The 24,796-nt window shown below is 65.3% G+C and carries 22 protein-coding genes, 1 tRNA gene and 1 pseudogene; 8 read left to right on the top strand and 16 right to left on the bottom strand.

From position 1 onward, the window contains the following. Positions 1 to 21 precede the first annotated feature (21 nt). Both FPV16_RS14665 and FPV16_RS14670 read right to left on the bottom strand, forming a co-directional pair. Complete coding sequence (locus FPV16_RS14665; protein ID WP_227439133.1) at positions 22 to 405, bottom strand: DUF86 domain-containing protein; 384 nt, start codon at positions 403 to 405, stop codon at positions 22 to 24. Then, positions 362 to 676, bottom strand: a complete 315-nt coding sequence (locus FPV16_RS14670; protein WP_227439134.1) for a nucleotidyltransferase family protein — start codon at positions 674 to 676, stop codon at positions 362 to 364. Before FPV16_RS14670 ends, FPV16_RS14665 begins: the two co-directional genes overlap by 44 nt. 147 nt (positions 677 to 823) lie before the next feature. On the opposite strand from FPV16_RS14670, the gene FPV16_RS14675 reads away from it, so the two are divergent. After that, on the top strand, positions 824 to 2,014 hold the full coding sequence (locus tag FPV16_RS14675) for a PQQ-dependent sugar dehydrogenase (RefSeq protein ID WP_227439135.1): 1,191 nt from the start codon (positions 824 to 826) through the stop codon (positions 2,012 to 2,014). A gap of 28 nt (positions 2,015 to 2,042) precedes the next feature. Here FPV16_RS14675 and FPV16_RS14680 read toward each other — a convergent pair whose 3' ends face one another. After that, positions 2,043 to 3,215: a YihY/virulence factor BrkB family protein gene (locus tag FPV16_RS14680; protein WP_227439136.1), complete on the bottom strand. Its 1,173-nt coding sequence runs from the start codon at positions 3,213 to 3,215 to the stop codon at positions 2,043 to 2,045. Between the two features lie 291 nt (positions 3,216 to 3,506). Between FPV16_RS14680 and ybaL the strand changes: the two genes are divergently transcribed. The 3 genes from ybaL to FPV16_RS14695 all read left to right on the top strand — a co-directional run bounded on the left by ybaL (position 3,507) and on the right by FPV16_RS14695 (position 7,074). After that, a complete protein-coding gene (gene ybaL / locus FPV16_RS14685) occupies positions 3,507 to 5,333 on the top strand; it encodes a YbaL family putative K(+) efflux transporter (RefSeq protein ID WP_227439137.1) in 1,827 nt (608 codons plus the stop codon). A gap of 189 nt (positions 5,334 to 5,522) precedes the next feature. Then, entirely contained in the window at positions 5,523 to 5,843 is a 321-nt protein-coding gene (locus FPV16_RS14690) for a helix-turn-helix transcriptional regulator (protein WP_227439138.1), read from the top strand. A gap of 25 nt (positions 5,844 to 5,868) precedes the next feature. Beyond that, a complete protein-coding gene (locus tag FPV16_RS14695; protein ID WP_227439139.1) occupies positions 5,869 to 7,074 on the top strand; it encodes a type II toxin-antitoxin system HipA family toxin in 1,206 nt (401 codons plus the stop codon). Positions 7,075 to 7,089: 15 nt separating this feature from the next. Here the strand turns inward: FPV16_RS14695 and FPV16_RS14700 are convergent, their stop codons facing one another. The 6 genes from FPV16_RS14700 to FPV16_RS14725 are packed head-to-tail and all read right to left on the bottom strand — an operon-like array spanning position 7,090 to position 13,458. Next, positions 7,090 to 8,040, bottom strand: coding sequence for an acetamidase/formamidase family protein (locus tag FPV16_RS14700; RefSeq protein ID WP_227439140.1), 951 nt, complete (start codon positions 8,038 to 8,040; stop codon positions 7,090 to 7,092). A 26-nt stretch (positions 8,041 to 8,066) separates the two neighbouring features. Further along, the gene (urtE, locus tag FPV16_RS14705; protein WP_227439141.1) at positions 8,067 to 8,795 is read right to left on the bottom strand and encodes an urea ABC transporter ATP-binding subunit UrtE; all 729 of its coding nucleotides are present in this window, start codon (positions 8,793 to 8,795) and stop codon (positions 8,067 to 8,069) included. After that, complete coding sequence (locus FPV16_RS14710; protein WP_227439142.1) at positions 8,792 to 9,502, bottom strand: ABC transporter ATP-binding protein; 711 nt, start codon at positions 9,500 to 9,502, stop codon at positions 8,792 to 8,794. The genes urtE and FPV16_RS14710 overlap by 4 nt, the downstream gene beginning before the upstream one ends. Further along, on the bottom strand, positions 9,499 to 10,584 hold the full coding sequence (urtC, locus tag FPV16_RS14715; RefSeq protein ID WP_227439143.1) for an urea ABC transporter permease subunit UrtC: 1,086 nt from the start codon (positions 10,582 to 10,584) through the stop codon (positions 9,499 to 9,501). The genes FPV16_RS14710 and urtC overlap by 4 nt, the downstream gene beginning before the upstream one ends. Before the next feature lie 23 nt (positions 10,585 to 10,607). Beyond that, entirely contained in the window at positions 10,608 to 12,227 is a 1,620-nt protein-coding gene (gene urtB, locus FPV16_RS14720) for an urea ABC transporter permease subunit UrtB (RefSeq protein ID WP_227439144.1), read from the bottom strand. A 4-nt stretch (positions 12,228 to 12,231) separates the two neighbouring features. Beyond that, the gene (locus FPV16_RS14725; RefSeq protein WP_227439145.1) at positions 12,232 to 13,458 is read right to left on the bottom strand and encodes a transporter substrate-binding protein; all 1,227 of its coding nucleotides are present in this window, start codon (positions 13,456 to 13,458) and stop codon (positions 12,232 to 12,234) included. A gap of 251 nt (positions 13,459 to 13,709) precedes the next feature. Between FPV16_RS14725 and FPV16_RS14730 the strand changes: the two genes are divergently transcribed. Both FPV16_RS14730 and FPV16_RS14735 read left to right on the top strand, forming a co-directional pair. Continuing rightward, complete coding sequence (locus FPV16_RS14730) at positions 13,710 to 14,096, top strand: transposase (protein WP_227439146.1); 387 nt, start codon at positions 13,710 to 13,712, stop codon at positions 14,094 to 14,096. Between the two features lie 174 nt (positions 14,097 to 14,270). Continuing rightward, a tRNA-Arg gene (locus FPV16_RS14735) sits at positions 14,271 to 14,347 on the top strand. A 246-nt stretch (positions 14,348 to 14,593) separates the two neighbouring features. On the opposite strand, the gene FPV16_RS14740 is transcribed toward FPV16_RS14735, so the two are convergent. Continuing rightward, a complete protein-coding gene (locus FPV16_RS14740) occupies positions 14,594 to 14,812 on the bottom strand; it encodes a hypothetical protein (RefSeq protein ID WP_227439147.1) in 219 nt (72 codons plus the stop codon). Between the two features lie 110 nt (positions 14,813 to 14,922). Between FPV16_RS14740 and FPV16_RS14745 the strand changes: the two genes are divergently transcribed. Further along, a complete protein-coding gene (locus FPV16_RS14745) occupies positions 14,923 to 15,846 on the top strand; it encodes a hypothetical protein (RefSeq protein WP_227439148.1) in 924 nt (307 codons plus the stop codon). A 35-nt stretch (positions 15,847 to 15,881) separates the two neighbouring features. Here FPV16_RS14745 and FPV16_RS14750 read toward each other — a convergent pair. Beyond that, positions 15,882 to 16,646, bottom strand: a pseudogene (locus FPV16_RS14750) (IS5/IS1182 family transposase). A 24-nt stretch (positions 16,647 to 16,670) separates the two neighbouring features. On the opposite strand from FPV16_RS14750, the gene FPV16_RS14755 reads away from it, so the two are divergent. Continuing rightward, positions 16,671 to 17,425 (top strand): IS5 family transposase gene (locus FPV16_RS14755; RefSeq protein WP_227439149.1). Its coding sequence is split into 2 segments (ribosomal slippage): positions 16,671 to 17,000 and positions 17,003 to 17,425, totalling 753 coding nucleotides; the frame shifts between segments, so codons are not numbered across the junction. Between the two features lie 236 nt (positions 17,426 to 17,661). Here the strand turns inward: FPV16_RS14755 and FPV16_RS14760 are convergent. The 5 genes from FPV16_RS14760 to FPV16_RS14780 all read right to left on the bottom strand — a co-directional run bounded on the left by FPV16_RS14760 (position 17,662) and on the right by FPV16_RS14780 (position 24,730). Next, positions 17,662 to 19,290 (bottom strand): porin, encoded by a 1,629-nt coding sequence (locus FPV16_RS14760; protein WP_227439150.1) that lies wholly within the window; start codon positions 19,288 to 19,290, stop codon positions 17,662 to 17,664. A 724-nt stretch (positions 19,291 to 20,014) separates the two neighbouring features. Then, a complete protein-coding gene (locus tag FPV16_RS14765) occupies positions 20,015 to 20,386 on the bottom strand; it encodes a hypothetical protein (protein WP_227439151.1) in 372 nt (123 codons plus the stop codon). Further along, entirely contained in the window at positions 20,383 to 21,150 is a 768-nt protein-coding gene (locus FPV16_RS14770; RefSeq protein ID WP_227439152.1) for a hypothetical protein, read from the bottom strand. The genes FPV16_RS14765 and FPV16_RS14770 overlap by 4 nt, the downstream gene beginning before the upstream one ends. After that, complete coding sequence (locus FPV16_RS14775) at positions 21,147 to 24,317, bottom strand: phage tail length tape measure family protein (protein WP_227439153.1); 3,171 nt, start codon at positions 24,315 to 24,317, stop codon at positions 21,147 to 21,149. The genes FPV16_RS14770 and FPV16_RS14775 overlap by 4 nt, the downstream gene beginning before the upstream one ends. Before the next feature lie 26 nt (positions 24,318 to 24,343). Then, positions 24,344 to 24,730 (bottom strand): hypothetical protein, encoded by a 387-nt coding sequence (locus FPV16_RS14780; RefSeq protein WP_227439154.1) that lies wholly within the window; start codon positions 24,728 to 24,730, stop codon positions 24,344 to 24,346. Between the last annotated feature and the right edge of the window lie 66 nt (positions 24,731 to 24,796).

The raw sequence follows: 24,796 nt of genomic DNA on the forward strand, positions 1-24,796 counted from the left end.
GATGCTTCAGGTCGCCCGCTCTCACGGGGCCGGCGGCCTGCTCAGTTCGGCGCGGCAGACCTCGATGATCTCGGTCAACTGGTCGTGGACGGTCTTCCAGACGATGTCCAGCGCCAGCCGGTGATAGGCGTGCCGATAGAAGTTGCCGGCATCGGCGATATCGCGCCAGGGTATTCGGGGATGCCGCGCCTTGGTTTCCGCCCTAAGGCGCCTGCTGGCTTCTGAGATGATCTCCAGGCAGCGGACGACGGCATAGTTCGTTCGCTGATCGGCTTCGGAGGCCGCGACAGTCATCCCGGCCGTGAAGTCGAGAGCAGCCCCGGCATTCTCGACGATGGTCTCGCAAGCCTCGCGCTCGCGCTCAGAAGGCGGGAATGGCATCCCGTTCCACCCGCGCCCGGACACGCTCCTTCAAGGTTCTACGGTTCGCCACATCGACCGCCACCGGGAACAGGTCGTCGATGAAGTTGCAGAGACCGACATAGCCGTAGACGTCGAGGCCGATATCCTCGTCGAGGCCGATATCCTCGTCGAGGTTGATGGCGATGTCGATATCGCTACCGGGACGGGTATCGCCGCGCGCGACGGAGCCGAACAGAGCGGCGTGCCGGACGCCGCGCCGCTGCAACGCGCCTTCATGGGCGCGAAGAATGTCGATGGCCGTCCGGGAATCCATCTCGCTATGGTAAGCGCAAGACCATGGCTTGCTGAAGTGGAATTGGGGCGGTCGCTCGCCGATACGGGTGGAAGCGTCGCATGCGGGAACGGCGGATTCCGGGGTCGCGTTTCAGCATCGTCCTCCACAGCTTCGGATTCCCGCCGCATGATCACGGTCCGCCGTTCGACCTGTCTCGCCCTGACCCTCGCCCTCTCCGCCGCCCCGCTGCCGGTTCTCGCTCAGGCGCTCCAGAATCCCGGCACCGCGACGATCGAGGCGCATGTCGTCAAGGCCGCCCCGCTGGAGGCGACGCCGGAGCGGATCGCCGCCCTGAAGCTGCCCCCCGGGTTCACGATCGAGGCCTTCGCCCGCGATCTCGGCGCACCCCGTGTCATCGTCGTGGCCCCCGACGGGGCGCTCTATGTGAGCGACCGCGATGCCGGCACGGTCACCCGGATCGATGCGGCCGACGCGGCCAAGCGGCAGGTCGTCCTGAAGAAGCCGGACGTGCACGGCCTCGCCATCCATGACGGCACCCTGTTCTACGTGACCGTGAAGGAAATCTTCTCCGCGCCGATGAAGCCCGACGGCGGCCTCGGCCCCGAGACCAAGCTCGTCTCCGACCTGCCCGATGCCGGCCAGCATCCCAACCGCACCATCGGCTTCGGGCCGGACGGCTGGCTCTATGCGAGCCTCGGCTCCACCTGCAACGAGTGCGAGGAGCGCAACCCCGAGAACGCCACCATGGTGCGGATGAAACCGGATGGGTCGGGCCGGGAGATCGTCGCCTCGGGCTTGCGCAACACCATCGGCTTCGCCTGGGAGCCCGGGACCAAGGCCCTCTACGGCTGGGACGACGGCGTCGACTGGCTCGGCAACGACGAAACGCCGGAGGAGCTGAACAAGATCGAGGCGGGCAAGAAGTACGGCTGGCCCTACATCTTCGGCGCCGGGATCAAGAATCTCTATCGCGAAGTCCCGAAGAGCTCCTTGGAGCAGTGGGACAAGGACAGCGAACGGCCGGTCCTCACCTGGACGGCACACGCCTCCTCGATGCAGTTCGCCTTCTATGACGGCGCGCAGTTCCCGGCGGAGTACAGGGGCGACGCTTTCGTCACCATGCACGGCTCGTGGAACCGCAAGCCGCCGAGCGGCTACGAGGTCCTGCGCGTGCATTTCGAGAAGGGCCGGCCAACATCGATCACCCCGTTCGTGTCGGGCTTCCTCACCGAGGGCGGCCCGAGCGGCTGGTCACGTTTCGCCCGGCCCTTCGGCTTGGCGGTTGCCAAGGACGGAAGCCTGTATCTCGGCGACGACCAGCACGGCATCGTCTACCGGATCAGCTACAAGGGCTGATCCGGTCGTGAGGAAACGTGGGTGCCGCTCAGCGCGCGGCGCCCACAGTGTCGGCCATCCGTGCGTCGCGGGTGCCGAGCGGCTGTTCCCGTCCCACCGTGGTGTCGATCTCGGTCTGGTGCTCCATCTCGGCGTTGATCTCGGCGCCGAGCAACACGATCGTGGTCGAGATCCAGATCCAGGTCATGAAGCCGACGACGGCGCCGAGGGAGCCGTAGGTCTCATTGTATTTGCCGAAATTGGAGACGTACCAGGAAAAGCCCAATGAACCCGCGAGCCAGAGCACGCCCGCGATGGCGCTGCCCCAGGTCACCCAGCGCCAGCGCGGTGCATCCCGGCTCGGGCCGTAGCGGTAGAGCAGGGCGAGACCGGCCAGCACGGCCAGCAGCAGCACCGGCCAGCGCAGGAGCGAGATGTACCAGGCCTCGGCGCTGAGCCCGACGACGTTGATCACTGCCGGCACCACGACGATGCCCGCCAGCGCAAGGACGATGAACAGCAGGGCGCCCGCGGTGAAGCCGAGCGAGCGCAGGTTGAGCCAGAAGAAGTTCCGGGTCTCACGCTCCTCATAGACGATGTTGAGGGCCTGGAAGACTGCTTTCATCCCGCCATTGGCGCTCCAGATCGAGAGGCCGAGGCCGGTGAAGAAGGTGATGCCCAGGGTGGTGTCACCCTTCTCCGCGATGCGCTTCACCTGCTCGCCGATGATGTCGAGGGCGCCGGACGGGATGACGCCCTGGAGCGTGCGGAGATGGTCGTTGATGGTGACCACATCCGCCACCAGCCCGTAACAGGAGACCAGCGCCGCGATGGCCGGGAAGATCGCCAGGAGGACGTAGAAGGTCACCCCCGCCGCCACCGAGACGAGGTTGTTCTCGCCGACATCGTGGAAGACCCGCAGTCCGATATCCTTCCAGCCCTTGGCCGGGATTTCCGAAGGCTTGGCTGCCTGGCGTCCCCGTTCAGACTCTGTCCTGGCGACCTGTTTGGCGTCCCTTCCCTCATGGGAGGGGGAGGGCTCGCTGGTGCGCGGGGCGGAGGGAGAATCGTCCGACGATGACCCGGGCCGAGAGGGTCGCGCGCCCTTCCTCGGCAGGACGACGAGGCCGATGAGCGCGGTCACGAGCCCCAGCGTCCATAGGGTGGAGCCCGATTGCTCAGGGCCCGCCGCTCCCGCCGGTTCGTGATGTGGTTCGGCCATCGGCGGTTCGTCCTACGGGAAGAGAAGTGAATACAATTCCTTCCGACAACCTTCCGGCACGCGGAGGGTTTCATGCAGCGTCCCCGACGGTCGCTTAGGGAATAGAACGGTCTTACAGCGTACAGAGAAGACCCCGGGGGAGCTGCCGGAGCGCCGTTCGGCACGGTGCGTGCTCCCAGGCACGGACTTTCGACCCGTCAGCGGTTACGAGCCGCCATTCGGCGCTTGCCCTCGGCAGCCGTTGCCCTCACCGTTTTCGCGAAATTTCCCAAACGAGGACACGACAGCCCCGTGCCGCACGCGACAGAGCTGATTGCCATCATCGCCCTCGGTCTCGTGCTGGCCTTCGCCTGCGGGATGCTGGCCCAACGCCTGCGGCTGCCTCCCCTGGTCGGTTATCTCCTCGCCGGCGTGCTCGTGGGGCCGTACACACCCGGCTTCGTCGGCAACAGCCAGCTCGCGAGCCAGCTCGCCGAGATCGGCGTGATCCTGCTGATGTTCGGAGTGGGGCTGCACTTCTCGATCAAGGACCTGATGGCGGTGCGTACCATCGCCCTACCGGGCGCCATCGTGCAGATCGTGGCCGCCACCGCCATGGGCGGCCTGCTGGCGCATCTCTGGGGCTGGGGCATCGGCGCCGGCCTCGTCTTCGGCCTCGCTTTGTCGGTGGCGAGTACCGTGGTGCTGCTGCGGGCGCTGGAGGAGCGTCGGCTCCTCGACAGCGACAAGGGCCGAATCGCGGTGGGTTGGCTCATCGTCGAGGATCTCGCCATGGTCCTCGCCCTGGTCCTGCTCCCCGCCCTCGCGCCGTCCCTTGGGGGAGTTGGCGACGGCGCGGCCCACCATGTGGGGGACGGCAACATCTGGCTCACCCTGGTGCTGACGCTGGCCAAGGTCGCGGTGTTCGCCCTGGTGATGCTGGTAGGCGGGCGCCGCGTGGTGCCCTGGCTCCTCGATCAGGCGGCGCGCACCGGCTCGCGCGAGCTCTTCACCCTGGCGGTCCTCGCCCTGGCGCTCGGCATCGCTTTCGGTTCGGCCGAACTCTTCGGGGTCTCCTTCGCGCTGGGCGCCTTCTTCGCCGGGATGGTGCTCGCCGAATCCGACCTGAGCCATCAGGCGGCCGCCGATTCCCTGCCGCTGCAGGATGCGTTCGCGGTTCTGTTCTTCGTCTCCGTGGGCATGTTGTTCGACCCCGGCATCCTCCTGCGCGAGCCGCTCTCGGTGCTCGCCGTCCTCGGCATCATCCTCCTCGGCAAGTCCATCGCGGCGGTGGCGATCGTTCTCGCCTTTAAGCATCCCATCGGCACGGCCCTCACCATCGCGGCGAGTCTGGCGCAGATCGGCGAGTTCTCGTTCATCCTGGTCAGCCTCGGGCTCTCGCTGAAGCTGCTCCCCACCGAGGGGCGCGATCTCATCCTCGGCGGCGCCATCCTCTCCATCACCCTCAACCCGCTGTTCTTCGTCCTGGCCGACCGGGCGACGCGCTTGTTCGCCGAGCGGCCGGATCTCGCCGCCCGGTTCGAGCGGCGAGGTGCTGCGGCGATGGCCGTCACCGAGGAGGCCAAACCCCATCGCGGCCACGCCATCGTCATCGGCTACGGTCGTGTCGGCAGCACCATCGCCAATGCCTTCGCCACCTGGGACATGCCCTACCTCGTGATCGACCGCGACCGCCGCCGCGTCCTCGACCTGCGCAAGGACGGCGTCGAGGCGGTGTTCGGGGACGCCACCGCGCCGGGCATCCTCGAAGCGGCCGATATCGGACAGGCGAAGCTCATCGTGATCGCGTCGCCCGAGCCGCATACGGCGCGGCGCCTCGTCGAACTCGCCCGCGAGGCCAATCCCGGCATCGACACCCTGGTACGCACCCACAACGACGGCGAGCGGCGCCATTTCGAGGAGCAGGGCGTCGGCCTCGTCCTCATGGCCGAGCGCGAACTCGCCTACGGGATGACGCTCTACGCCCTGCGCAGCCTCGGGCTGAAGGAGGGCGAAGCGCGCATCTTCGTCGACAGCACCCGCGTGGAAAGCCGCTCGGCCCCCGTGGAGGCCGAGATCGACCAGGGCGCGCCGGAACTGCGCCCGCACAAATCGGACGTGGTGGAGGGTAAGGGGTAGGTGCGCGGCTCCTCCCGTCGGCTATGCGAGACGGGAACGCGCCAGCGGTCATCCAGCCGTACCACAGGGCGTACTTCTCCTCAAAGGATCGTGCGAATCCTATGATCGGCATCGGTTGCCCGTCTGCCTGGCGCTTGTAAAAGTACGTTATTCCATACATTGTCGGCTTCAACGTATGGGATAGAGATCATGCGGACGAAGGCCATCATCTCGGGTGCCGAACAGGACGCCCTCGAAGCGCTCGCGACCTCCATCCGGCTCGCCCGCCTTCGCCGGAACATCACCCAGGCGGAGTTCGCCGAGCGTATGGGCGTCGCGCGCTTGTCCGTCGTGTCTCTTGAGAAGGGGCGGCCGGGAGTGACGGTGGGAACACTCCTGAAGGCCATGACGGTGCTCGGCTACACCGACAGGATCGGAGCTCTTCTCGCCGCGGACCCGATCGGCGACGGAATGGCGATGGTCTCTGGCCGACAGAGGGCCACGGGACGAGCCGATGTGGCGGATTTCTAGAACTGGCCGGATTGACCGGCTTGTCGTGTTTCGGGCACGCGAAGGCGGTTACATCCCGGCCGGTGAACTGACTTTCGAGGGCGGCGGCCATCAGCGGCTCGGCCGGTTCGTCTACGCAGCGAGCTACCTCGCGCGCTCGGAAAAAACGCCCCTCGATCCGATTGGTCTGCCATTGCGCCGGGGATCGGTGGCAGCGGCCCCCGAAGAGGTTCCGTTGGTCTTCCACGATGTCGGGCCTGACGGCTGGGGCAAGGACGTGCTCGTGCGGGCTTTTCCTTCCCTCTCCCTGAGCATGCCGGAATTCCTGGCGCTCGGCGGTCTGGGGCGTACCGGCGATCTGGCCTTCGGACCGACACCGGAGGGACCGGCAACCTGGGCTCCAGGGCCCGAACCGCTGCTCGATCTTCCGCGCGAGAACGACGACCTCGAAGCGCTGATGGCGGCGGCCGCGGCCGTGGAGGCGGGAGATGCCGACGGGCACCACTTCAAGCTTCTCTTCCGAGGGAGCGCCGATGTCGGGGGCGCGCGTCCGAAGGCGCGGATCCGGGACGCAGGCAGGGACTGGATCGCAAAATTTCCCGCGGCGACCGATCGCTTCGACGATCCTCGAGTCGAGTCGGCCTGTCTCGATGTGGCCGAGGCTGCCGGCCTGCCTGTGCCGGAACGCAAGATCGTGGAGGCCGGAGGACGTGCCGCCCTGTTCGTCCGCCGTTTCGATCGCTCAGAGGAAATGCGGCCCTACGCCTACCTGAGCGCCGCGACACTGTTGAAGCAGCCTTCGATGCGATACGGCACCGACCACACCTATCTCGATATCGCTGCCGCGGCGCAGGCGATTGGCGTGCGCGGGGCCGCCGAGGCGATGTTCGAACGCCTGATCCTGAACGCCACGCTTCACAACACGGACGATCATCTGCGCAACCACGGCTTCCTGGATCGGGGAGGGGGCTGGGAGATCGCGCCGGTGTTCGATCTCGTTCCCCATCCGGGCCAGCGACGCCATGTCTGCGCGCCGGCTCGGGGGATCGGTCCCGAATGGAACCCCGACCGCGCCTTCGATGCGCATGTCCCGTTGAAGATTCCATTGAGGACGGCCGAGGCGATCCGCGACCGCATTATCCAGGCCGCGCGCCGTCTTCCCGCCTTCATGGACGAACGCGGGGTCACGGTCCGGGACCGGCGGACGCTGGCGGATGCGTTTCCGAGCTCGATCGGATTCAACCCGGCATGAATCTGATGCGCAGGCTCAGCCCGGTGCGGACAAGGCGCTCTTCGGCAGCAGCATGTGGACGCCCTTGTTGCCGTCGACCGTCTGCGTGATGCGCAGATTGCCGGCCAACGAGCACAGCATGTAGGCCTGATTGCGGGTCAGATCGCTGCGAGCGCAGACGTGACGGACCATCTCGCGCACCGCCTGGCGCATGGCCTCGTCGAGGCTCTCATGCAGACCGATCGTCATGAGATCGGTGGGCGTCTCGGCGAAGGGCCACGCATAGCCGAGATCCTTGCGCACGGTGAGGCGGAATGTGCCCGAAAGGCCCGTCTCAAGGGCCGTGATACAGACCTCGCCGTCGCCCTGCACGCCGTGGCCGTCCCCGGCATAGAAGCCGGCGCCGGGGTTGAAGACGGGCAGATACAGCGACGTGTCGACCTTGAGCTCCTTGTTGTCCATGTTTCCGCCGAAGGCGCGGGGGACCGGAGAACCGACCCTGCCCCAGGCGGCGGGAGGCGCCGTACCCATGATCCCGAAGAATGGATCGAGGGCCAGTTCAGCGCCCCAGGGCAGGATCGCGACGCCGCGGGCGACGTCGATGTCGGGATGGATCGTTTCGTAATCGGTGAATTCGTCCGGCAGGGTGCCGAGCAGGGGCAGGATCGCCACGAAGCCCCAATCCATGCGGAATTTCAGATCGAGGATATCGACCTGGAGTACGTCGCCGGGTTCGGCCCCGCGGACATGGACCGGGCCGGTGACGAAATGCGGCCCGGGGCCGGGGGCCAGCGTGTCGAGGGCCGCGAGATAATCGGCCGGCACCCGGGCCGGATCGGGGTGGAGCGATTCTTTGCCGCCGGCCGGAAACGAATGGAGCGTGACGGTATCGCCGGACTCGATCTCCAGGACCGGCGGCAGGTCGGCGTCGAAATAGCCGAGCACCATTGTGTCGGGAGTCGCGGGAATCTCGTGATGCGTCGACATGAGGAATCCTTTCGATGATCGGATGGTCAGACGGCGATGTGCCGGGCGAGGGCGGCGTGGTCCAAGCTCTCCCGCGTGCCCCGTTCGACCACGCCGCCGCGTGAGAGCACGACGAAGGAATCGGCGAGGCGGACCGCGAATTCGAGATACTGCTCCACGAGGAGCACGGTGATCCGGCCCCGGAGCCCTTTGATCACGGCCTCGATCGCCGAGACGATGGAGGGCTGGATGCCCTCGGTCGGCTCGTCGAGGAGGATGAGGCGGGGGCGGGTGCTGAGCGCGCGGGCGATGGCGAGTTGCTGCTGCTGGCCGCCCGAGAGGTTGCCGCCGGGCCGGTTCCACAGGCCGCGCAGGGCCGGGAACAGGGCGACCGCCTCGTCCACGGCATCGGAGCGGTCGAGCCCATGCGCGCGGGCGGCAACGCGCAGATTCTCCGCCACGGTGAGGTCCGCGAAGATCTCGCGGCCCTGGGGCACGATGGCGAGGCCCGCCCGCGCCCGCCGGTCCGGCGACAGGTCGGTGATGTCGATATCGCCGAGAAGGATGCGGCCGCTGCTCGTCGGGATCAGCCCGGCCAGACAGCGCAGGAGGGTGGTCTTGCCGGCGCCGTTGCGGCCAAGCACCGCTAAGCAGGCGCCGGGCGCGATGGAGAAGTCCACGTTCCGCAGGACCTGCGCACTGCCGTAATGCTGGTCGAGGCCGGAGACGGTCAGCCCCAGTGGGCCGGGCGGAGGGGAGGGGGATACATCGCTCATCGGCCGAGGAACACCTCGATCACTCGGGAATCGGCGCGCGCACCGGCCATCCCGCCCTCGAACAGGGTTCGGCCCTCGTGCAGCACCGTGACCCGGTCGGCGATGGCCTCGACGAAGGCCATGTCGTGCTCGATGACCAGGATCGCCCGGTCGGGACGGCGCAGGGACCGGATCAGGTCGGCCGTGCGCACGGTCTCGGCATCAGATAATCCCGCCACGGGTTCGTCGAGGAGAACCAGCCTCGGCCGGGAGGCGAGCACCATGCCGATCTCGAGCCATTGCTTCTCCCCATGCGCCAGGGAGCCCGCGAGGGTGTCGGCCCGCGCCTCCAGGCCGGTCTCGGCGAGGGAGGCCGCCACGCGGTCGGATCGCTCCGATGCCGGACAATCGAGGCCGCAGCCGATCTCGAGGTTCTCGCGCACGGTGAGGGCGGGAAAGACGCTGGGCTTCTGGAACTTGCGACGCACGCCGGCGCGGGCGATCTGCGCCTCCGAGCGCCGGGTCAGGTCGAGGTCGTCGCCGAGAAGGATGCGGCCCGAGGTCGGTCTGGCGATACCGGTGATGGCGTCGAGAAGCGTGGTCTTGCCGGCGCCGTTCGGCCCGATCACCGCGCGAACCTCGCCGGGATCGATGGCCAGGGACAGGCCGTCCAGGGCGCGGAACCGTCCGAATACGACGCTCAGGTTCTCGATGACCAGGGCGCTCATCCGAGCCCCCCGCCGCGGCGCAGCCAGGTCGGCTTCGGGCGCAGGGTCGCGAGGTCGAGGAGGCCGTTCGGCAGCCCCAGCACCACCACGAGGACCAGACCCGACAGGATGAAGGGCCAGGCCTCCGGCATCGCGGCGCTCAGCCAGAACTTGAGGGCATTGACCGCCACGGCGCCGATCACCGCGCCGCCGAGCCGGCCCATCCCGCCGATGGCGACCCAGACCGCGATCTCGATGGAGAGGTCGGGGCTCAGGACCCGCGGGTTGATGATGCCGACCTGGGGCACGTAGAGGATGCCAGCCAAGGCCGCGATCGTCGCGGAGAGGCACCAGATCCCGAGCTTGAGCCGTGTTGTGCTGTAGCCGAGGGTGCGCAGGCGGGCCTCGTCGTCGCGGCAGGCGAGCATGCTCCGGCCGATACGGCCGACCACCAGGGCCCGTGCGCCTGCGAGGACCAGGGCGAGGGCCAAGAGGGTCGCCACGGCCAGACCCGTGACCATGCCGGGCGCGCCGATGGGATGGCCGAACAGGAGGGGGAACCCGGTCATGCCATTGTTGCCGCCGAGCCCCGTATCGTTTCGGAACATCAGCAGCATGGCGACATAGACCAGGGCTTGGCTGATGATCGAGAAGTAGACGCCGTTCACACGTGAGCGGAACGAGGCATAGCCGAACACGAAGGCGATGGCGGCCGACAGGACCAGGGCCACGACGAGGGCATACGGCGCGCTCGCCAAGCCGAACCAGTACAGCGGCAGCGACTTCCAGCCCATGAACTGCATCAGGTCCGGTGCCACGCCGGTGACAGCATAGGCGTGGGAGAGCAGGTGCATGGCGCAGACATAGCCGCCGATGGCGAAGAACAGGCCGTGCCCCAGGCTGAGAATACCGAGATAGCCCCAGACCAGATCGAGGGAGACGGCGAGGATCGCGAAGGCCGCGAGCTGCCCGACCATGTTCACGAGGTAAGGCGCGGGCTGCAGCAGGACGAGGGCGAGGGCACCGGTGAGAACGAGGCCGATCACCGCCGCCAGGAGCGGATCGCCCCCTAGATCGGGGACGAGGCGGCGGGGCGCCGCCATGGACGAGGTTTCCATTGCCCCGCTCATCGCCGCCGCCTGACGGCGAACAGCCCCTCGGGCCGGCGCTGGAGGAACAGGATGATGCCCGCGAGCACGATCACCTTGGCGGCGACCGCGCCGTAGAACGGCTCGATCAGCACGTTGGCGCCGCCGATGCCCAGAGCCGCGACCAGGGTGCCGACGACGGTGCCGACGCCGCCGAGCACGACCACCATGAAGCTGTCGACGATGAAGGTCGCACCCATGCCCGGATTGACGCTGTAGATCGGGCACAGGGCGACGCCGGCGAGCCCGGCCAGTCCCGAGCCGAAACCGAAGGCGAGGCGGTCCACCCGGCGCGTGCGGATGCCGAGACACGCCGCCATGTCGCGGTTCTGCGTCACCGCCCGGATGTCGAGGCCCAGCGGGGTGCGCTTCAGGATCAGCAACGTCAGCGCCAGGGTGGCAGTAGCGAAGGCAATGGCGAAGAGCCGGTTCCAGGTGACGATGAAATCGGCATAGAGCGGCACCCCACCGCTCACGTAAGACGGCATGGCGAATTGCAGGTTCTGCGATCCGAAGACCACCCGGACGAGATTGATCAGGAACAGGCTCACCGCCCAGGTGGCGAGCAGGCTCATCAGCGGCCGGCGATAGAGGTGGCGCAAGATCAGCGCCTCGATGAGGATCCCCACCAGTGCTGCGGCGAGAAACGCGACGGGGATGGCGGCGAGGAGGTAGAGATCGAGGAGGCCCGGAGCGAAGCGTCGGAACGTGTCCTGCACGCCGTAGGCGGCATAGGCGCCGACCATGATGAACTCGCCCTGGGCGAGGTTGATCACGCCCATCAGCCCGAAGATGATCGCCAGCCCCGCGGCGGCCATGAACAGGATGCTGGCGAAGCTCAGGCCATTGTAGAGCAGCGCGAGACCGTTGCCGATCCACACCGCGCGTTCGACCCGGGCGATCCCCGCATCGAGAGCCGCGCGGAAGGCCGGGTCGGCGCCATAGGCCGGATCGCTCCTCAGGGCGGAGAGCCGCGAGACCGCGGCGCCCGACGGCGCATCGGCCACGGCGCGGATCGCCGCGAGACGCCGCATCGGGTCTGGTGAGGACAGGGCCGCCCCCTGGGCCGCGACGCCGATCGCCGCCTTCAACCCGGCATCACTCTCATTGATTTGCGCCCGCAGCAGCACTGCATCGGGCACGCCCGCCATGCGTCGCTCGACGGCTGCCAGGCCCTTGGACCGCAGCTCCACGGTCTCACCCGCCACCAGCGTCGCAATGCCGAGCGCGGTCTCGGTGAGGGCGCGCTGGCGCAGGCCGAGCACCGGCGAGCGTCCGCCTTCAGTGGAACGAACGGCGCCGATTCCGACCTCACGCCCGGCCGATGCTCCGACCTTGTCGAGCAGGACGGCCGTGTCGCCGAGACAGACGAGGCGCCTCTCCAGCAAGCCGCGCAGGAGGATGCCCGCGGCGGCGAGATCGTCGACCGCTTCCTCGCCGCTCGACCGGATCAGCGCATCCAGCGCCCTGGTCTGCGCGACGCCATCGCCGCACAGGCTGACGGCGAAACCGGCGCGGTCGAGGCCGGGCGTCGCCCCGAGGACCGGCTGCACCAGACCGGCGAGGAGCAGGAAGGTACCGCAGATCCAGGCTTTCACGCCCTCAACCATACGGGCTGAACGGCACGGGCTTGGGCGCGTCGGGCGATTGCCAGAGGATGTCGAAGCCCTGCTTCTCGTTGACCGACCCAATGAAGACGCCGCGGGCGACGTAGTTGTTCTCCCCCGTCATCGTCAGGGTGTAGCCGGAGGGATCGGCGAAGCTCAGGCCCGCGAAGGCTTTTCGGACCTCCGGTACGTCGAAGCTCCCGGCTTTGGCCGCTGCCAGCGCCCAGAGCTGGACGCTGTCATAGGCCGAGACCATCGGATCGATGACCGTGTCGGCGCTGAAGGGCACCGACTTGGCCTTCACGTAGGCGGCCCAGTCTCCGAGGAATTGGGTATTGGCCTCGGCCTTGGCGGCCTGGAGATAGGCCCAGCAATTGAGGTGGCCGACGAGCGGCGCGGTATCCAGCCCTTCGAGGTCGGCCTCCACCATGTCGAGGCCGAGGATCGGCACATCGGTGGCGCGGATGCCCTGGTTGGCGAATTCGCGCAGGAAGTCGGGAATCGACGACCCCACCACCGTCAGCACGACGATCGGCTGGCCGCCCGGCTCGGCGGCAAAGCTCCGGATCTGGTTCACCAGGGTCTGGAAGTTGGAGAAGCCGAGCGGCACGTATTCCTCGCGCCAGGCGGTCGCCGCGACGCCCTTCGACGCCCAATAGGCCTTCAGCTGCTTGTTGATCGTGCGCGGCCAGACGTAATCGGAGCCGATCATGAAGAAGCGCTTGGCCTCGACGCCCTCCGCACCCATCAGGTAATCGACCGCGGGCAGCACCGAACTCGCCGGCGGCGAGTTCACGTAGACGATGTTTTTCGAGTTTTCATCGCCCTCGAAATGGAGCGGATAGAACAGCAGCCCGTCATTCTGCTCCACCACCGGCAGGACCGATTTGCGCGAGACCGAGGTCCAGCAGCCGAACAGGGCGGCGACCTTCTCCTGCTGCAGCATCTGCCGTCCGATCTGGGCGTAGAGCGGCCAATCCGAGGCGGGGTCGGAGGTCACGACCTCGATGCGGCGCCCGTTGACGCCGCCCTTCGCATTGAGCCCGTCCGCGGCCATGCGCACCACATGGTTCAGTCGGCCTTCGATATTGGCCATCGTGCCCGAGGAGGAGAACAGGCAGCCGAGCTTGACCGTGTCGGCGGCCCATGCCGGGCGGATGAGGGCGGGGGCGGCGAGCGCCGCCGCGGTCCCGATGAAATGACGCCTCGTGACATCGACCATGGGCTCTGCACCTTCCCCTGACTCGAGGCGAAGTGTCGGATTCCCGATGGCTCGGTGGAAGGTCAAATGGGCTGCACATGCCCTCCTGTCTGCGCAAAACCTCGGCGAACAGCCTGCGAAGCAGGCTCGATGCCGGGCAAAACGTCAAAATTACCAAGAATGACCACGAGCGGCGGCCGATCGCGACTCCCGTTCACCGGTGCGCTTCTTGCCTAGGCCGCATCGCCATCTCGCATCGCGGAGGCTTGTCCATGCGTCGATCCCGACACACCGATCAGGAAGTCGCCTTCCTGTTGAAGGAGGCGGAGGACGGCATACCCGTCGCCACAATCTGCGAAGCGGCCCACATCTCGGTTGGGACGTTCTATCGCTGGCGCCGACGCCTCGGCGGCCTACCGCCGGCAGGCGTCGTCCATCTCGGGGCGATCGAGCGTGAGAACGCCGCTCTGAGGGCCGAACTGGTCCGTCTCAGGCAATCCCTGCTCGCCCTGTCGCCTCGCCATCCCGACAGCACGGGACATCCCATCCAACCCGGGCACCACCGTCCCGGAACGCCCTCGGCCAGCGTCGGAAGCGTGCGCTATCGCGGAGGGGCCGTCTCCGTCGGACGCTACGCTTTCGTGCGAGGCGCCAACTAGAACGCGGTCCCGTCGCCCTGACCAGCTCAGGAAAGACTCCCTCCGCGCACCCGGCACGCGTCGAACGTGTAATCGTCGGCCAAGGAGGGCCATGCAGGCATTCCTTCGGGCGTCCCATGGCCAACGAGACCGTTGCGCGGAGGCACGGCTTGGGCTAGGTGTCGTCCACGGTCAGCACCCGTAGCTCAGCTGGATAGAGCGTTGCCCTCCGAAGGCAAAGGTCACACGTTCGAATCGTGTCGGGTGCGCCAATTTTTTCAATAACTTAGCTGATTTGTTTCTTGGCGTTCGAAGCCTTGCGGAAGCGCTGCGGAAGCAAAGCGCACGAATCAGCTGCATCTGAAGCCAGGATTGAGCTCCGCCGAAATCCGAGAGCTTCACCGGACAGGGACATTCCGCCGCCTTACCGAGAATGCGTTTGAGGCCAAGCTGCGCCCGGAATGAACGTCGGAAATCTTGGCTCATCGGTTTGAACGGCAGTGATTAAGATGCCGGCGTTAGATAATTCGCGCCTCTCCACTCTTGAGCTGGATGCGCTTGACCGTATGAGCGCTCAACGAGCCGACGTGGCGTAGCGCGGACCCTTTCGGCGCTTGTGCTGCAGCAACTTCGATTGCCTCCTCCACCGTCCACGCCAAGATTGCATAGACAAGGTCGGTTTGATCAGTCTGACGGATCGCGATTAGGAACGCGAATTGGGTGGGCTTCTTTGGCATGATTCGTCCGATGGCATGCGTAGGCCGTCGCGGAAAGTGTTTCGTATCGCTCAGACAAATTTGTTTCGCAGTCTGGTAGACCTCAAGCTGGCGATACAGCGGAGACGATAATGGCTTCAAACCACCCCGTGCAGGTACTAACGGATGCGCGGTCACGGGAGGTGCCATGGCCACAAATCGTAAAGGCACTAGGTGATTTGACCGGACCAAGTTCTCTAGACGTGCATGGTAGGCCCTGGATCGAAGTAGCGGCTCAACTGACTGGATACACCACCAACCAACTAAGAACGGCACAGCGAACATATGCCAAATTAGAATCTTTTATAGCTGCAAACAAAGCACCGGATCATGCTCTAAATTGGCCAATGTCAAATCTAGAGGTTGTAGCGCGTATTGCAAAAGCAAATCCAAATAAAGCGCTTGAAATAATTCGCGGCACAGAGTCGATGACGTGGAGAGATCTGCAGCAAGTTTATGAACAGCTTCGGCATGATGAGGGTAGCAAAATTTCCTCAATGAGCGCGGGCCATCACTCGTCTCGTATGTTCATACAAGGTTTGTTTGATGCTTTGTCTGACCAGGAAATGCTCAAGGATCTATTGGGAGGCAAACGGATAACGGGGGTCCAACCGTTGAAGACCTGGCCGGGACGCTATCCATACGCGCATCCTAACTTTGTTGTCGGATTCCATGAAGGCAGCCGGTTTCGGCTAGCCGCTTTTGAAGGGTTGCGGTTTTATGGGGATGTGAATCTTCACTTGGCAACCAAAGCAGTATTAAAAGCCGCAGTTGAAGCAAGCTTCTTTGCTAGATATTACTGGTGCTTGTCCGGGTGGACACCGACGGAGCATCTCAAGAACATGAGAGATGAGCTGGGGCTGGACAATGTTGGACTGATTCTATTCGGGGGCGATGCGCCGAAGGTTCTTTTTGCTCCGACTGGCGAGCCGCAGCCTAATCGCCAGGCCATGCTTTTTGAGGATGGTCAAATGCGGAAGCGGCTTGGAGTGAGAGCAAATGCAAAGCTGGAATAAATGTCCGCGATGCTTACGAAGTGTCACGGCTTGATTCAGTCGAGGGCTGCGACGAAGCGAAGGACGTCGGCGAAGCTGAGGCCGGCCCCTTCGTAGCAGGTGGCGCATCACGCCTCGATCTTGTCGCAGAGCCGTCCAACTTGGTAGCGGTTGTTGGAGATCCAGCTCCAGAAGGCAACGGGCGCTTCGTGGTGCTAGGGCGGGATCGCCCGCCATGCGTTCATCTTCCAGATGTTCTCATGAAGGGCATTGCTGGTGTAGCCACGGTCTCCGACACCCCATTCGGGTACACATGGCCGCTGAGCGAACGAGGGGACTGCGTGAAGCAGTTCATGTGCCTCACTGGGCGCCAGAGGAAAGCGATGGCGCGAGCTAGCTCGTCCGCGATCACGAAGGCCTTGGTGCCATAGCTCACACGTGAGCGGCCAAGTGTTTCACTAGCATCTCGCTCAGGCCCAGATCTTTCCTTTTGGCGACACCCGCCGCTGATCGATGAGCGCGCGCGTTCGTACCGTCAAGGAGCACGATGCCCCGCTGGACGCCCCGCTCCTGCACACGGCCGAGCAGCCGCCCCAGACGCCGGCACGGAACTAGCGGATAGCCCGAAGGCCGCGTCAGCGAACATCTGAGCTGCCCGCTACATGGGTCCCCGATCCTCAGGAATAGCACACCACTTGGCCCCGTCAGAGGGTCGCTAAGATCGCGCGCTGCAGGTCCGCTGGTCGTGGATGGGCTTTGGGCCGGCAGGTCTCAACTAGGCTCCGGACCCATAAATTTGGCTTGGCAGGAGTGTCTGTGATTCCTTTGTCGGGAAGGAGGAGCGGATGGACGAGTTTTGGCTGACGGACGCACAGTTTGCGAAGATTGAGCCGCACTTACCGACAGATACGCGAGGCAAGGAGCGCGTCGATGACCGTCGGGTGATCAGCGGCATCATCCACGTGCTGAAGTCGGGCGGGCGTTGGGCGGATGCACCTCGCGAGGTTTATGGTCCGAAGAAGACGCTCTACAACCGGTTCAGGCGCTGGGCGGCCAAGGGCGTCTGGACCCATCTGTTCGAGACCCTGGCCAAGGCTGGCGGTCCACCCTCGCAGGTGCCCATCGATTCCTCGGCCGTGAAGGCGCATCGCTGCGCATCCGGCGGAAAGGGGGGGAGCACAATCAGGCCATCGGCCGCTCGCGCGGCGGGCGCACGACCAAAATCCATACGCTCACCGACCGGTTCTGCCGCCCGCTCGCTTTCCTGCTGACAGGCGGACAGGTCGCGGACTGCAAGGTAGGAGCCTTGCTCCTCGAGCGTTCGCCCCGGTGCCGTATCCTGCTCGCCGACAAAGGCTACGACAGCGATGCCATCCGCCGGCAGATCGAGGCGACGGGAGCCGCTCCCAACATCCCGCCAAAGTCCAACCGGCGCTGGAAGCCGTGCTTCTCGCCAGTCCTCTACAAGGGCCGCAGTGCCATCGAGCGCATGTTCGGCCGCATCAAGGACTTCCGTCGCATCGCCACACGATACGACAGGCTCGCAACCCACTATCTCGCCGCCGTCTGCATCGCTGCAACCGTCAGCTATTGGTTATGAGTCCGGAGCCTAAGGGTTCCAGCTCAGTCCATTGCGCGGCGCTCAGAGTCGTACTTCCCACCTCAGGATAGACATAGCGCCAGCATCACCAGTCGGTTCAAGCGAGGGCAGATTCTAGTAGCTATTGAAACAAAAAGGCCCGGCTGATTAGCCGGGCCAACAAGTACGCTCTCGCGTATTCTCGAAGAATGGGCGCACAGTCAATTGAGCGCCAGTTCTTAGTTTAGAGGGTAAGCTTAGAAGTCGCGCTGTACGCGGGCGCGGACCTGGAAGGTGTCATCATACGTAACGGTGCGGACTGCCGCTCCTGCATTGATGGCTACAGCGCTCAGATTGCCGTTATTGTACTGATCGATCACGCGACCGCTCTTAACGCCAACCCTCGTGTAGAAGCCCTCTACGCCGATATCGAGATCCTTCACCGGCGACCAGATCAAGCTACCGCCTGCAACGAACTGGTAATTGTCGCGCAGGGTGGGGCTAAGCGCAAAAGAGCGGGTACCGGGAGCACCAACGAAGTTATTCGTGCTTGCGTTGCCAGCAAAAGTAGAACCGGCATAGGCTGCGGCATTGGCCTCCCGGGCACCGCGAGCGAAGTTAATTTCGCCATAGCTGCCGAACACGGCCGAACGCCACTCAGGCGACCAGTAGTGAAGGAACGAACCGACAACCGTAAAGCTGGTAGAGGTTTCGATCTTGCCAGTCAGGGGGTTGTACGTAGCATCAGACATATAAGGGTCGAATGCCGCTGCGCTGATGGTGCTAACGCGAGAAGCATAGCTGCCGTTATAGGACGAGTAGCCAGTGTAAAGGGTTGCTCCCTCACCGTAAGCGCCCTGAAGGTAAAGAGTGTCGCCGGGGGAAATGAACGGCATGTTGATCTTCACGCCGCCTTGTACTGCCCAGCCGTAATCACTCGTCGCGCGTGATGCCGGACCAACGTTATTTACACCAAAGAGCCCGCCATTCGGTACTCCAATGACGGTCGCTGCATTAGCGACATTGCTCGTGTTAAGCTCTTTTACAGCAGCGGAGAGCTGCGCTGAGCCCCAGGCTGCGTCGTAACGCAGAACGCCGACAAAGTCGGGCATACGGTTGCGCTGCGAAACGTCAACCGTCGTGAAGGCCGGATTTCCGAACGCGTCTGTTCCGAGCAGCACGCGAGACGGTGCGCCGACGGTAGTCGATTCCTGAGAGTAGATGGTGTTACGACGGAATGTCGGATCTTCGAGCGAGACCGTGGCGGAGAAGCCTTCGCCGAACTTGGCCGAGTAGGCCAACAGGTTGGTGGACTGGACGTCGGAGTTGGCTGTAGCGCCCGTAATTTCGAAATCGTGCGCGTAAAAGTCGAAGAACGAGGAGGCGCGACCGGCGGTGAGGCCAGCGAACTGGATGAACGCCTTATCGGTGTTCACGAACTGCTGGGCGCGGCCGGACTGATCCTGGCCGGTGGCGCCGAAGGCCGAGCCGATGCGCTCCTGGGTGCCGGACCGGAGGCCGCCAACTGCTCCGGTGCGCGAGGCGAACTGGATACGGGTGAAGGCGCGCAGGGTGCCGTAGGCCGTCTGGGTGCGAGCATCGACGTTGATGCGGGCGAGACCGATATAGCCGGTCGTGTCGCCTGCGTTCCCAAGAGAAGATCGCGACGAGGTGGGCTGGTAGCCGATGTCGAGGCGGGCGCGACCCGAGAGGCGGATGCAGGTATCCGTGCCGGGGATGTAGAAGAAGCCGGCACCGTAGGCGGAGCAGACGCGGACGTATTCGATCGGCACGGCCTTCTTCACGGGAAGGTCGGCTGCGTGTGCTCCAGCGACCGACGCAAAGGCTGCGGCGGTACCGAGGAGCGAGCTCTTCAAGAGCTTCATTGATATCTCCAAAAGCTTCGAGACCCGAGGGACAGACAACTACTGGGGAGAGCTCTTTGGCCCCCTACGGCGTCATCTTTGATTTTGACTTGACGAGCGCTGACCGCCCGCTTGAACTCGTTCGCTCGCACCTTCATCGCTTCCGGCGCAAAATGACTTTGTCTGAGCGGGTTCCTGGGGGCAACTCGGAATCGTGAATGCCAGAGAGGTTCCAAGCAGGTGTTGCCCTGTCGCAACTTAACGCAGGTGGCTAACTATGCAGGACGGATATCCCCGACGCGAGCTGCCTTCTGAACACTGCAAATTTGCTGTTTAAAGGGGCATCGGTGGCAATTTCTGCTCCATCCAATTTAACACTCTTGCAGCGTGAGTGTGCACTGGTGCATCCCAAAGTGGAGGCGGTGGCGGCGATCGTGGGCTGGGATAGCAAGGATGATAGCGGTCGTGCCTGGATCGCAGTTCCTCGTCTAATGAGGATGACCGCCTAACATGTGAGCCAGTCTGCCCCCTACGGCTTGCCGGTCGCCCTCTGAATGCATGATGTAGCGGCCAACGGCACGCGGGCTGTCGTCGGCTCCTGGGCACGCAAGGCTACGCGCTGCATTTCCTGCCCGGCAGCCTCGCAAGCCTCTTTCGTCGGGAACTCAATAGCGCCGGCTGCTAGCGCGGTATTGGAGATGATGACAAACCAGAGCAAGTTCCACGTGTCCGACTTTCAGCACGGCTAGCGTATCGCAGGCAAGCCGGATGGGGTCTTAGCCGGCGCTCCGATAGCCTGAGCCACCGCCTCGTCAATGGCGTCGTGGAAGGCCAGTACGAACGCCAGGCTATAGGCGTTCGTCGCGCTCTCATCGGCCCCGTCCCGGCGGAAGCCATCCGTCCGGTCCCGAATGTAGCCTTCGAGGGCTCGCTCCACGATATCCTCGGCCTCACGGCTCGCAGGCACCCCTATCACCGTCGGCGCGGTCTGCTTCGCCACGAAGTCCGCATCGGTTCTGGCGATCGATTGCAGAACCTCGAACACCTCCGCGTCGCCGCACCTCATCCGGAGGGTGGCAATCACGACGTTGGCCTTCGCGCGTTGGACGATGTTCATTCCGCAGCCTCCATCGCCGAGGCCGGCGCGGTGCCATATTCGATCGTAAAGGGCGGGTCGCCCGAGGGATCGATGGGACGGCCGATCTCGTCCGGCCAGCGATAGGCGATCCGCGTCTCGGCCCGGCCCCGCCTGAGATGGGTGTGCTGCAGGAATCCGCCGACGATGTAGCCGGAGCGCGATCCCGGCCCATGGATCTCGGTTTGCTCCGTGTGGCGCAGGGCCATCATCAGTCGGAGGCCGAGATCGTGAGGATCGATCGGCCCGGTCAGGGCTCGCAGATCAGTCGGCAGCCCGACCTTCTCGAGGGCTTCGGCGGACGCCGCCGGCTTGGTGTAAGAAACGAGCGGCACGGGCGTGTGCGCCTCACACTGCATCCCCAGCAACGACCCTGGCATGGTGATGATGAAGAACGCCTTCCACGCCTGTGCGCGCTCCGACCACCCGCCACAGAGGTACATGGCCCAGTTCTCGGTCTCGCCGCGCTCCGGAAACGCCGCCATCATCATGGCATGCACTTCCCGCGACCATCCGGGCATCTGGTCCGCTACGTCATCAAAGCCCCGCGGCGCATCCGAACTCATGGCGAGATTGAGCAGGGACAGGCCCGAACCGCTGCTTGAGCAGGTGATGACGGTGTCGATGTCGACGCGGATGAGCTGCTTGTCGTGGATCTGGCGGACGGTGCCCGTCTCGTCATAGGCAGCACCGTCCGAGAACACGACGATGCCGTCCTCCACCACGAACATGGCGTTGGCGGTCATGCGGCGGCTCCGATGAAGAGGGCGGGCTTACCCGTGCCACCGCTCGGGAACACGGGACGCCCTGGCATGTCGCCAACGAAGCCGCCGAGATCGTAGCCTCGGAAGCCTTTCCGCAGAGCCTCGGCGTTGGCGACGCCGCCGACCTTGCGGATATCGTCCTGGGACCAAACCAACTCGCCCTTGTGGACGATGCCGGCGGCCTCCAGGCGGGCTCCGGGCCCGGTGTAGCCGCCCTGGTCGAAGCCGAGGAACGACTTCGCGCTGGCGAGCATGGATGCGATACCGCCGCTGGCCGTGCCGCTGCCGCCGGCGAAGAGAGCCGAAATTGACTTGTCCGCCGCCGTCGTGAGCAGCTTGTCGGCCCATCGCCCGGTGAGGTTCGAGATAGACCCGATGATGTCCCGGCCCTGGCGCAGGTCGGTGAGCAGGCCCCCGAACGCGTCGGTCGCGATGCTCTTCGTCTCCCGCAAGGTGTCGTTCATGCGGACGGTTTCGATGACCGCACGGGCCGCGTCGCTGGACGTGTCGCCGACGACCCGCCGCGCGTTCGCATAGGCCGATTGCTCACCGGTGGACCGGCCCAGCTGCTCTCGCTCGAACGTGCTGTCGCCCGCGAACTGGACAAGGCGCTGCTTCTGCGCCGCGCTCGCGGTGTCGTTGGCGAACTGCAGGATGCTGGCCCGCAGCGAATCCGTGACCGGGATGCCCCGCGCCATCTGCTGCGAGAGCATGTCGTTGGCGCGGGTGGTGGCCTCGAGCTTCTGGCCGTTGACCCCGTAGAGCTCGGTGTTGGCCTTCAGGTTGTCGGTGGCCAGCTGAACCGCACGGGCGTTCGCATCGAGATCCTGTACCCGCTCGGTAAGGCCGGGCGTCTGCCGGGTCACATCGGAGATGTACTTGCGTGTTTCCTTCGGGAATCGGGCGGGGTCGCCGCCCACGCTATCGACGTTGCCCTGACCCCAGTTGTAATCGGCCAGGGCAAGGGCGACGTCACCGTTGCGAGCCTTCAGACGGTCGCGGATAAGGCGCGCTGCACCGTTGGCCGCGCTGGCGAAATCGAGCGGGTTCACGCCGTACTGCGCCGCCGTCCCCGGCATGAACTGGAAGGGCCCGGCTGCGCCCTTGGGGCTGAGCTTGCTGCCGTCGATGACCTCCGGTCGGAAGCGGCTCTCCTGGCGGAACACGGACGCGAGGAGGCTGGCGTCGATACCAGCACTGTTCGCCGCCGACGACACGCGGTCCCGGTACTGCTCCGGTATGTCGCGAACGCTGGTGGAGTAGTTGCCGGGCTGAAGCAGCGAAGTCTGCCGAAGGGTCTCCAGCTCTTTCTGACGGGCCGTCTCGATGCCGGCCCGGTCGGCCTCCTTAGCGTCGCGGAGGAGCTGGTCGTATTTGTCGTTCGTCGCCGCCACGGCCTGCGCCCCGGGAGCGTAGCCGACCGTCTTCAGGTTGAAGTCGGCCGTCCGATTGAGCGCGGCGACGGCCCGGCTGCCGAACTTGTCCATGTCCTCGACAAGGTTCTTCACCACCGTGCTCACGTCGCCAAAGGCGCGCCGGGCGGCGTCGATCTGGTCGGTCTTCAAGCCCCAGGCGATCGGATCGGTGATGGCCTTGCGGAGGAGTACGCCCTCGCTGGTGAGCTTCTTCAGCTCCTCCCGCTCCGGGTTGAGGGACCGGACGAGGTTGCCGACCGCAAACGAGCGCTGGTTGGCCTGCGTCTGCCCGCCCTCCTTGGTGGCCTTGTCGATCTCGGCCTGGACCTTCGCGATCTGTTCTTTGATGACGCCCGCGTCATAGTTGAACAGCGGGTCGAGAAGCCCTCCAAGCGCGCCCCTCGAGCCCTCGTTGCGCTTCAGCTGCGCCTGGAGCGTCTTGAGGCGGGCTTCGGCGTCACCGCCTCCGAGGCCCCGGTCGATGAACCGACCGATTCCGTCGATTTCGTTGCTGGTGGTGGTCTTGAAGTCCTGCCACTGCCTGGCGAAGAACCCGAGCTTCTGCGTGGCGCCCGCGACGCTGCCGGAATAGGCGTCCAGAAGCACTTTTTGCGCGCCGAGGCGGTCACCCTGTGCCTGGAGGCGAGTGATGGTCTGGAGCGTCGCGTCGTCGAGGAAGCCTAGTTGCGCATTGAGGGTCTGTGCGCCCCTCGCAAGATCACCGTTGCCGAACACTTCGGCGAGCGCAGCGCCGGCCTCCGGCAGATCCTGACGGGTCGCGGTCGCATAATCGCGCACGCTGGCGAGCAGGCCGGCGTACATCTCCGTGCCGATCTGGCCGGTGCCTGCGAACTGCGCCTGGAGATCGCGGGCGGCGCTACGCGAGATGCCCGCAGCCCCGGCTTGCGCCTCGGCGATGGCGTTGATCGCGCCGACAGTGGCGCCAGACGCCCGACCAATGCCGGAGGTGGCAATCTCCACCTCGTGCTGCTGAGAGCGGTAGCTGGCATATGCGGCCGCTCCGGTGATGACCGCCGCCGTGGTGGCGCCGATAGCGCCGCCGACGAGACCGATGCGAGAGACGAAGCTTGACACCGCCTCGCTCGCCTGCGCCGCAGCGCCCTTGATACTGGCGCCGCCCGGACCCGCGAAAATCTGCGCGACCTGCGGGCCCTGTTGCAGAGCGATCATGCCGAGACCCGACCCGCTGCCGAGCTGGGCCACGATGTCGCCACCCTGATACATCAGGTTGGTGGCTTCATCCTGACGAAGGCGCCTGTTCTGATTGGCCGCTGACCCGTACTTGTCGGTTGCCAGGGCGCGCAGGCGATCGCGCTCCGCGTCGTCGTATCTCCCGGCTCGATACCCGGTGTTGATGCCCGTTTCGGTGCGAGCCAGCTTGATCTGGCGGGCATACTCAGCGTCCACCTCCGCCCGCACCCGCTCAGCCATCCGGAGGGATGCGGGGCTGAAGCCGGGCGCGTTCGCCGGCTGGCCGGAGCCTGAGGTGGGGCCGGTCGTAGCCGATGCGCTCGCCGCCGCCTGCACCGCACGAGCCGCGGCTTGCGCTTCGCGGGTCTTCTGAGCGAGGCGGTCGCTTGCCACCCCGGCCTTGTCCATCGAGGCTGCAACCCCGTCGAACGCCTGCCGGCCGGCGCCGCCGGCATCTTCGAATGCCCGCCTTACGTCTGCTCCACCCTCTACGCCGAGGCGGATTGCGATGTTATTGGCCATGGTCCGCCTCCTCTATGTGGTCGGTGTCAGGCTGCGGCCCCAACCGCCTGGGCCGCGTTCGCGTTGAGGGTCGGGGTGAACACGATCTGGTCGAAGCGTTCGTAAGCGTCCCAACGGGCCATCAGGGCGTCGATGTTCTCCGGGGTGACCGGCGCAGGGTCACCGTTCACGTCACCGATGCCGGACCAGTCAGCGATGACGGCACGGGCGTACCGGATCACCATCGCGGTCGTGGCGCGGAGGTCGCTGGCCTCGTCCAGCAACCCCGCTTCACGCTCTTCGAGGTACGCCTTGCCGGCAGCCTCGCGGCTGAGCAGGATCTGGGCGATCGACGGAGGGCGGATCTGGAGGCGAACGCCTTCCATGAGGTCGATCCAGGTCGCTTCGGTCTTAGGCTGGCTCAGCTTCAACATGGTTGATTCCTTTGATGATGAGGGTGGGTGGCGAGCGCTACGATGTTTGGTCCCAGGGGTGGGGTC

The sequence above is a fragment of the Methylobacterium sp. W2 genome, from assembly GCF_020662345.1.
GTDB lineage: Bacteria > Pseudomonadota > Alphaproteobacteria > Rhizobiales > Beijerinckiaceae > Methylobacterium.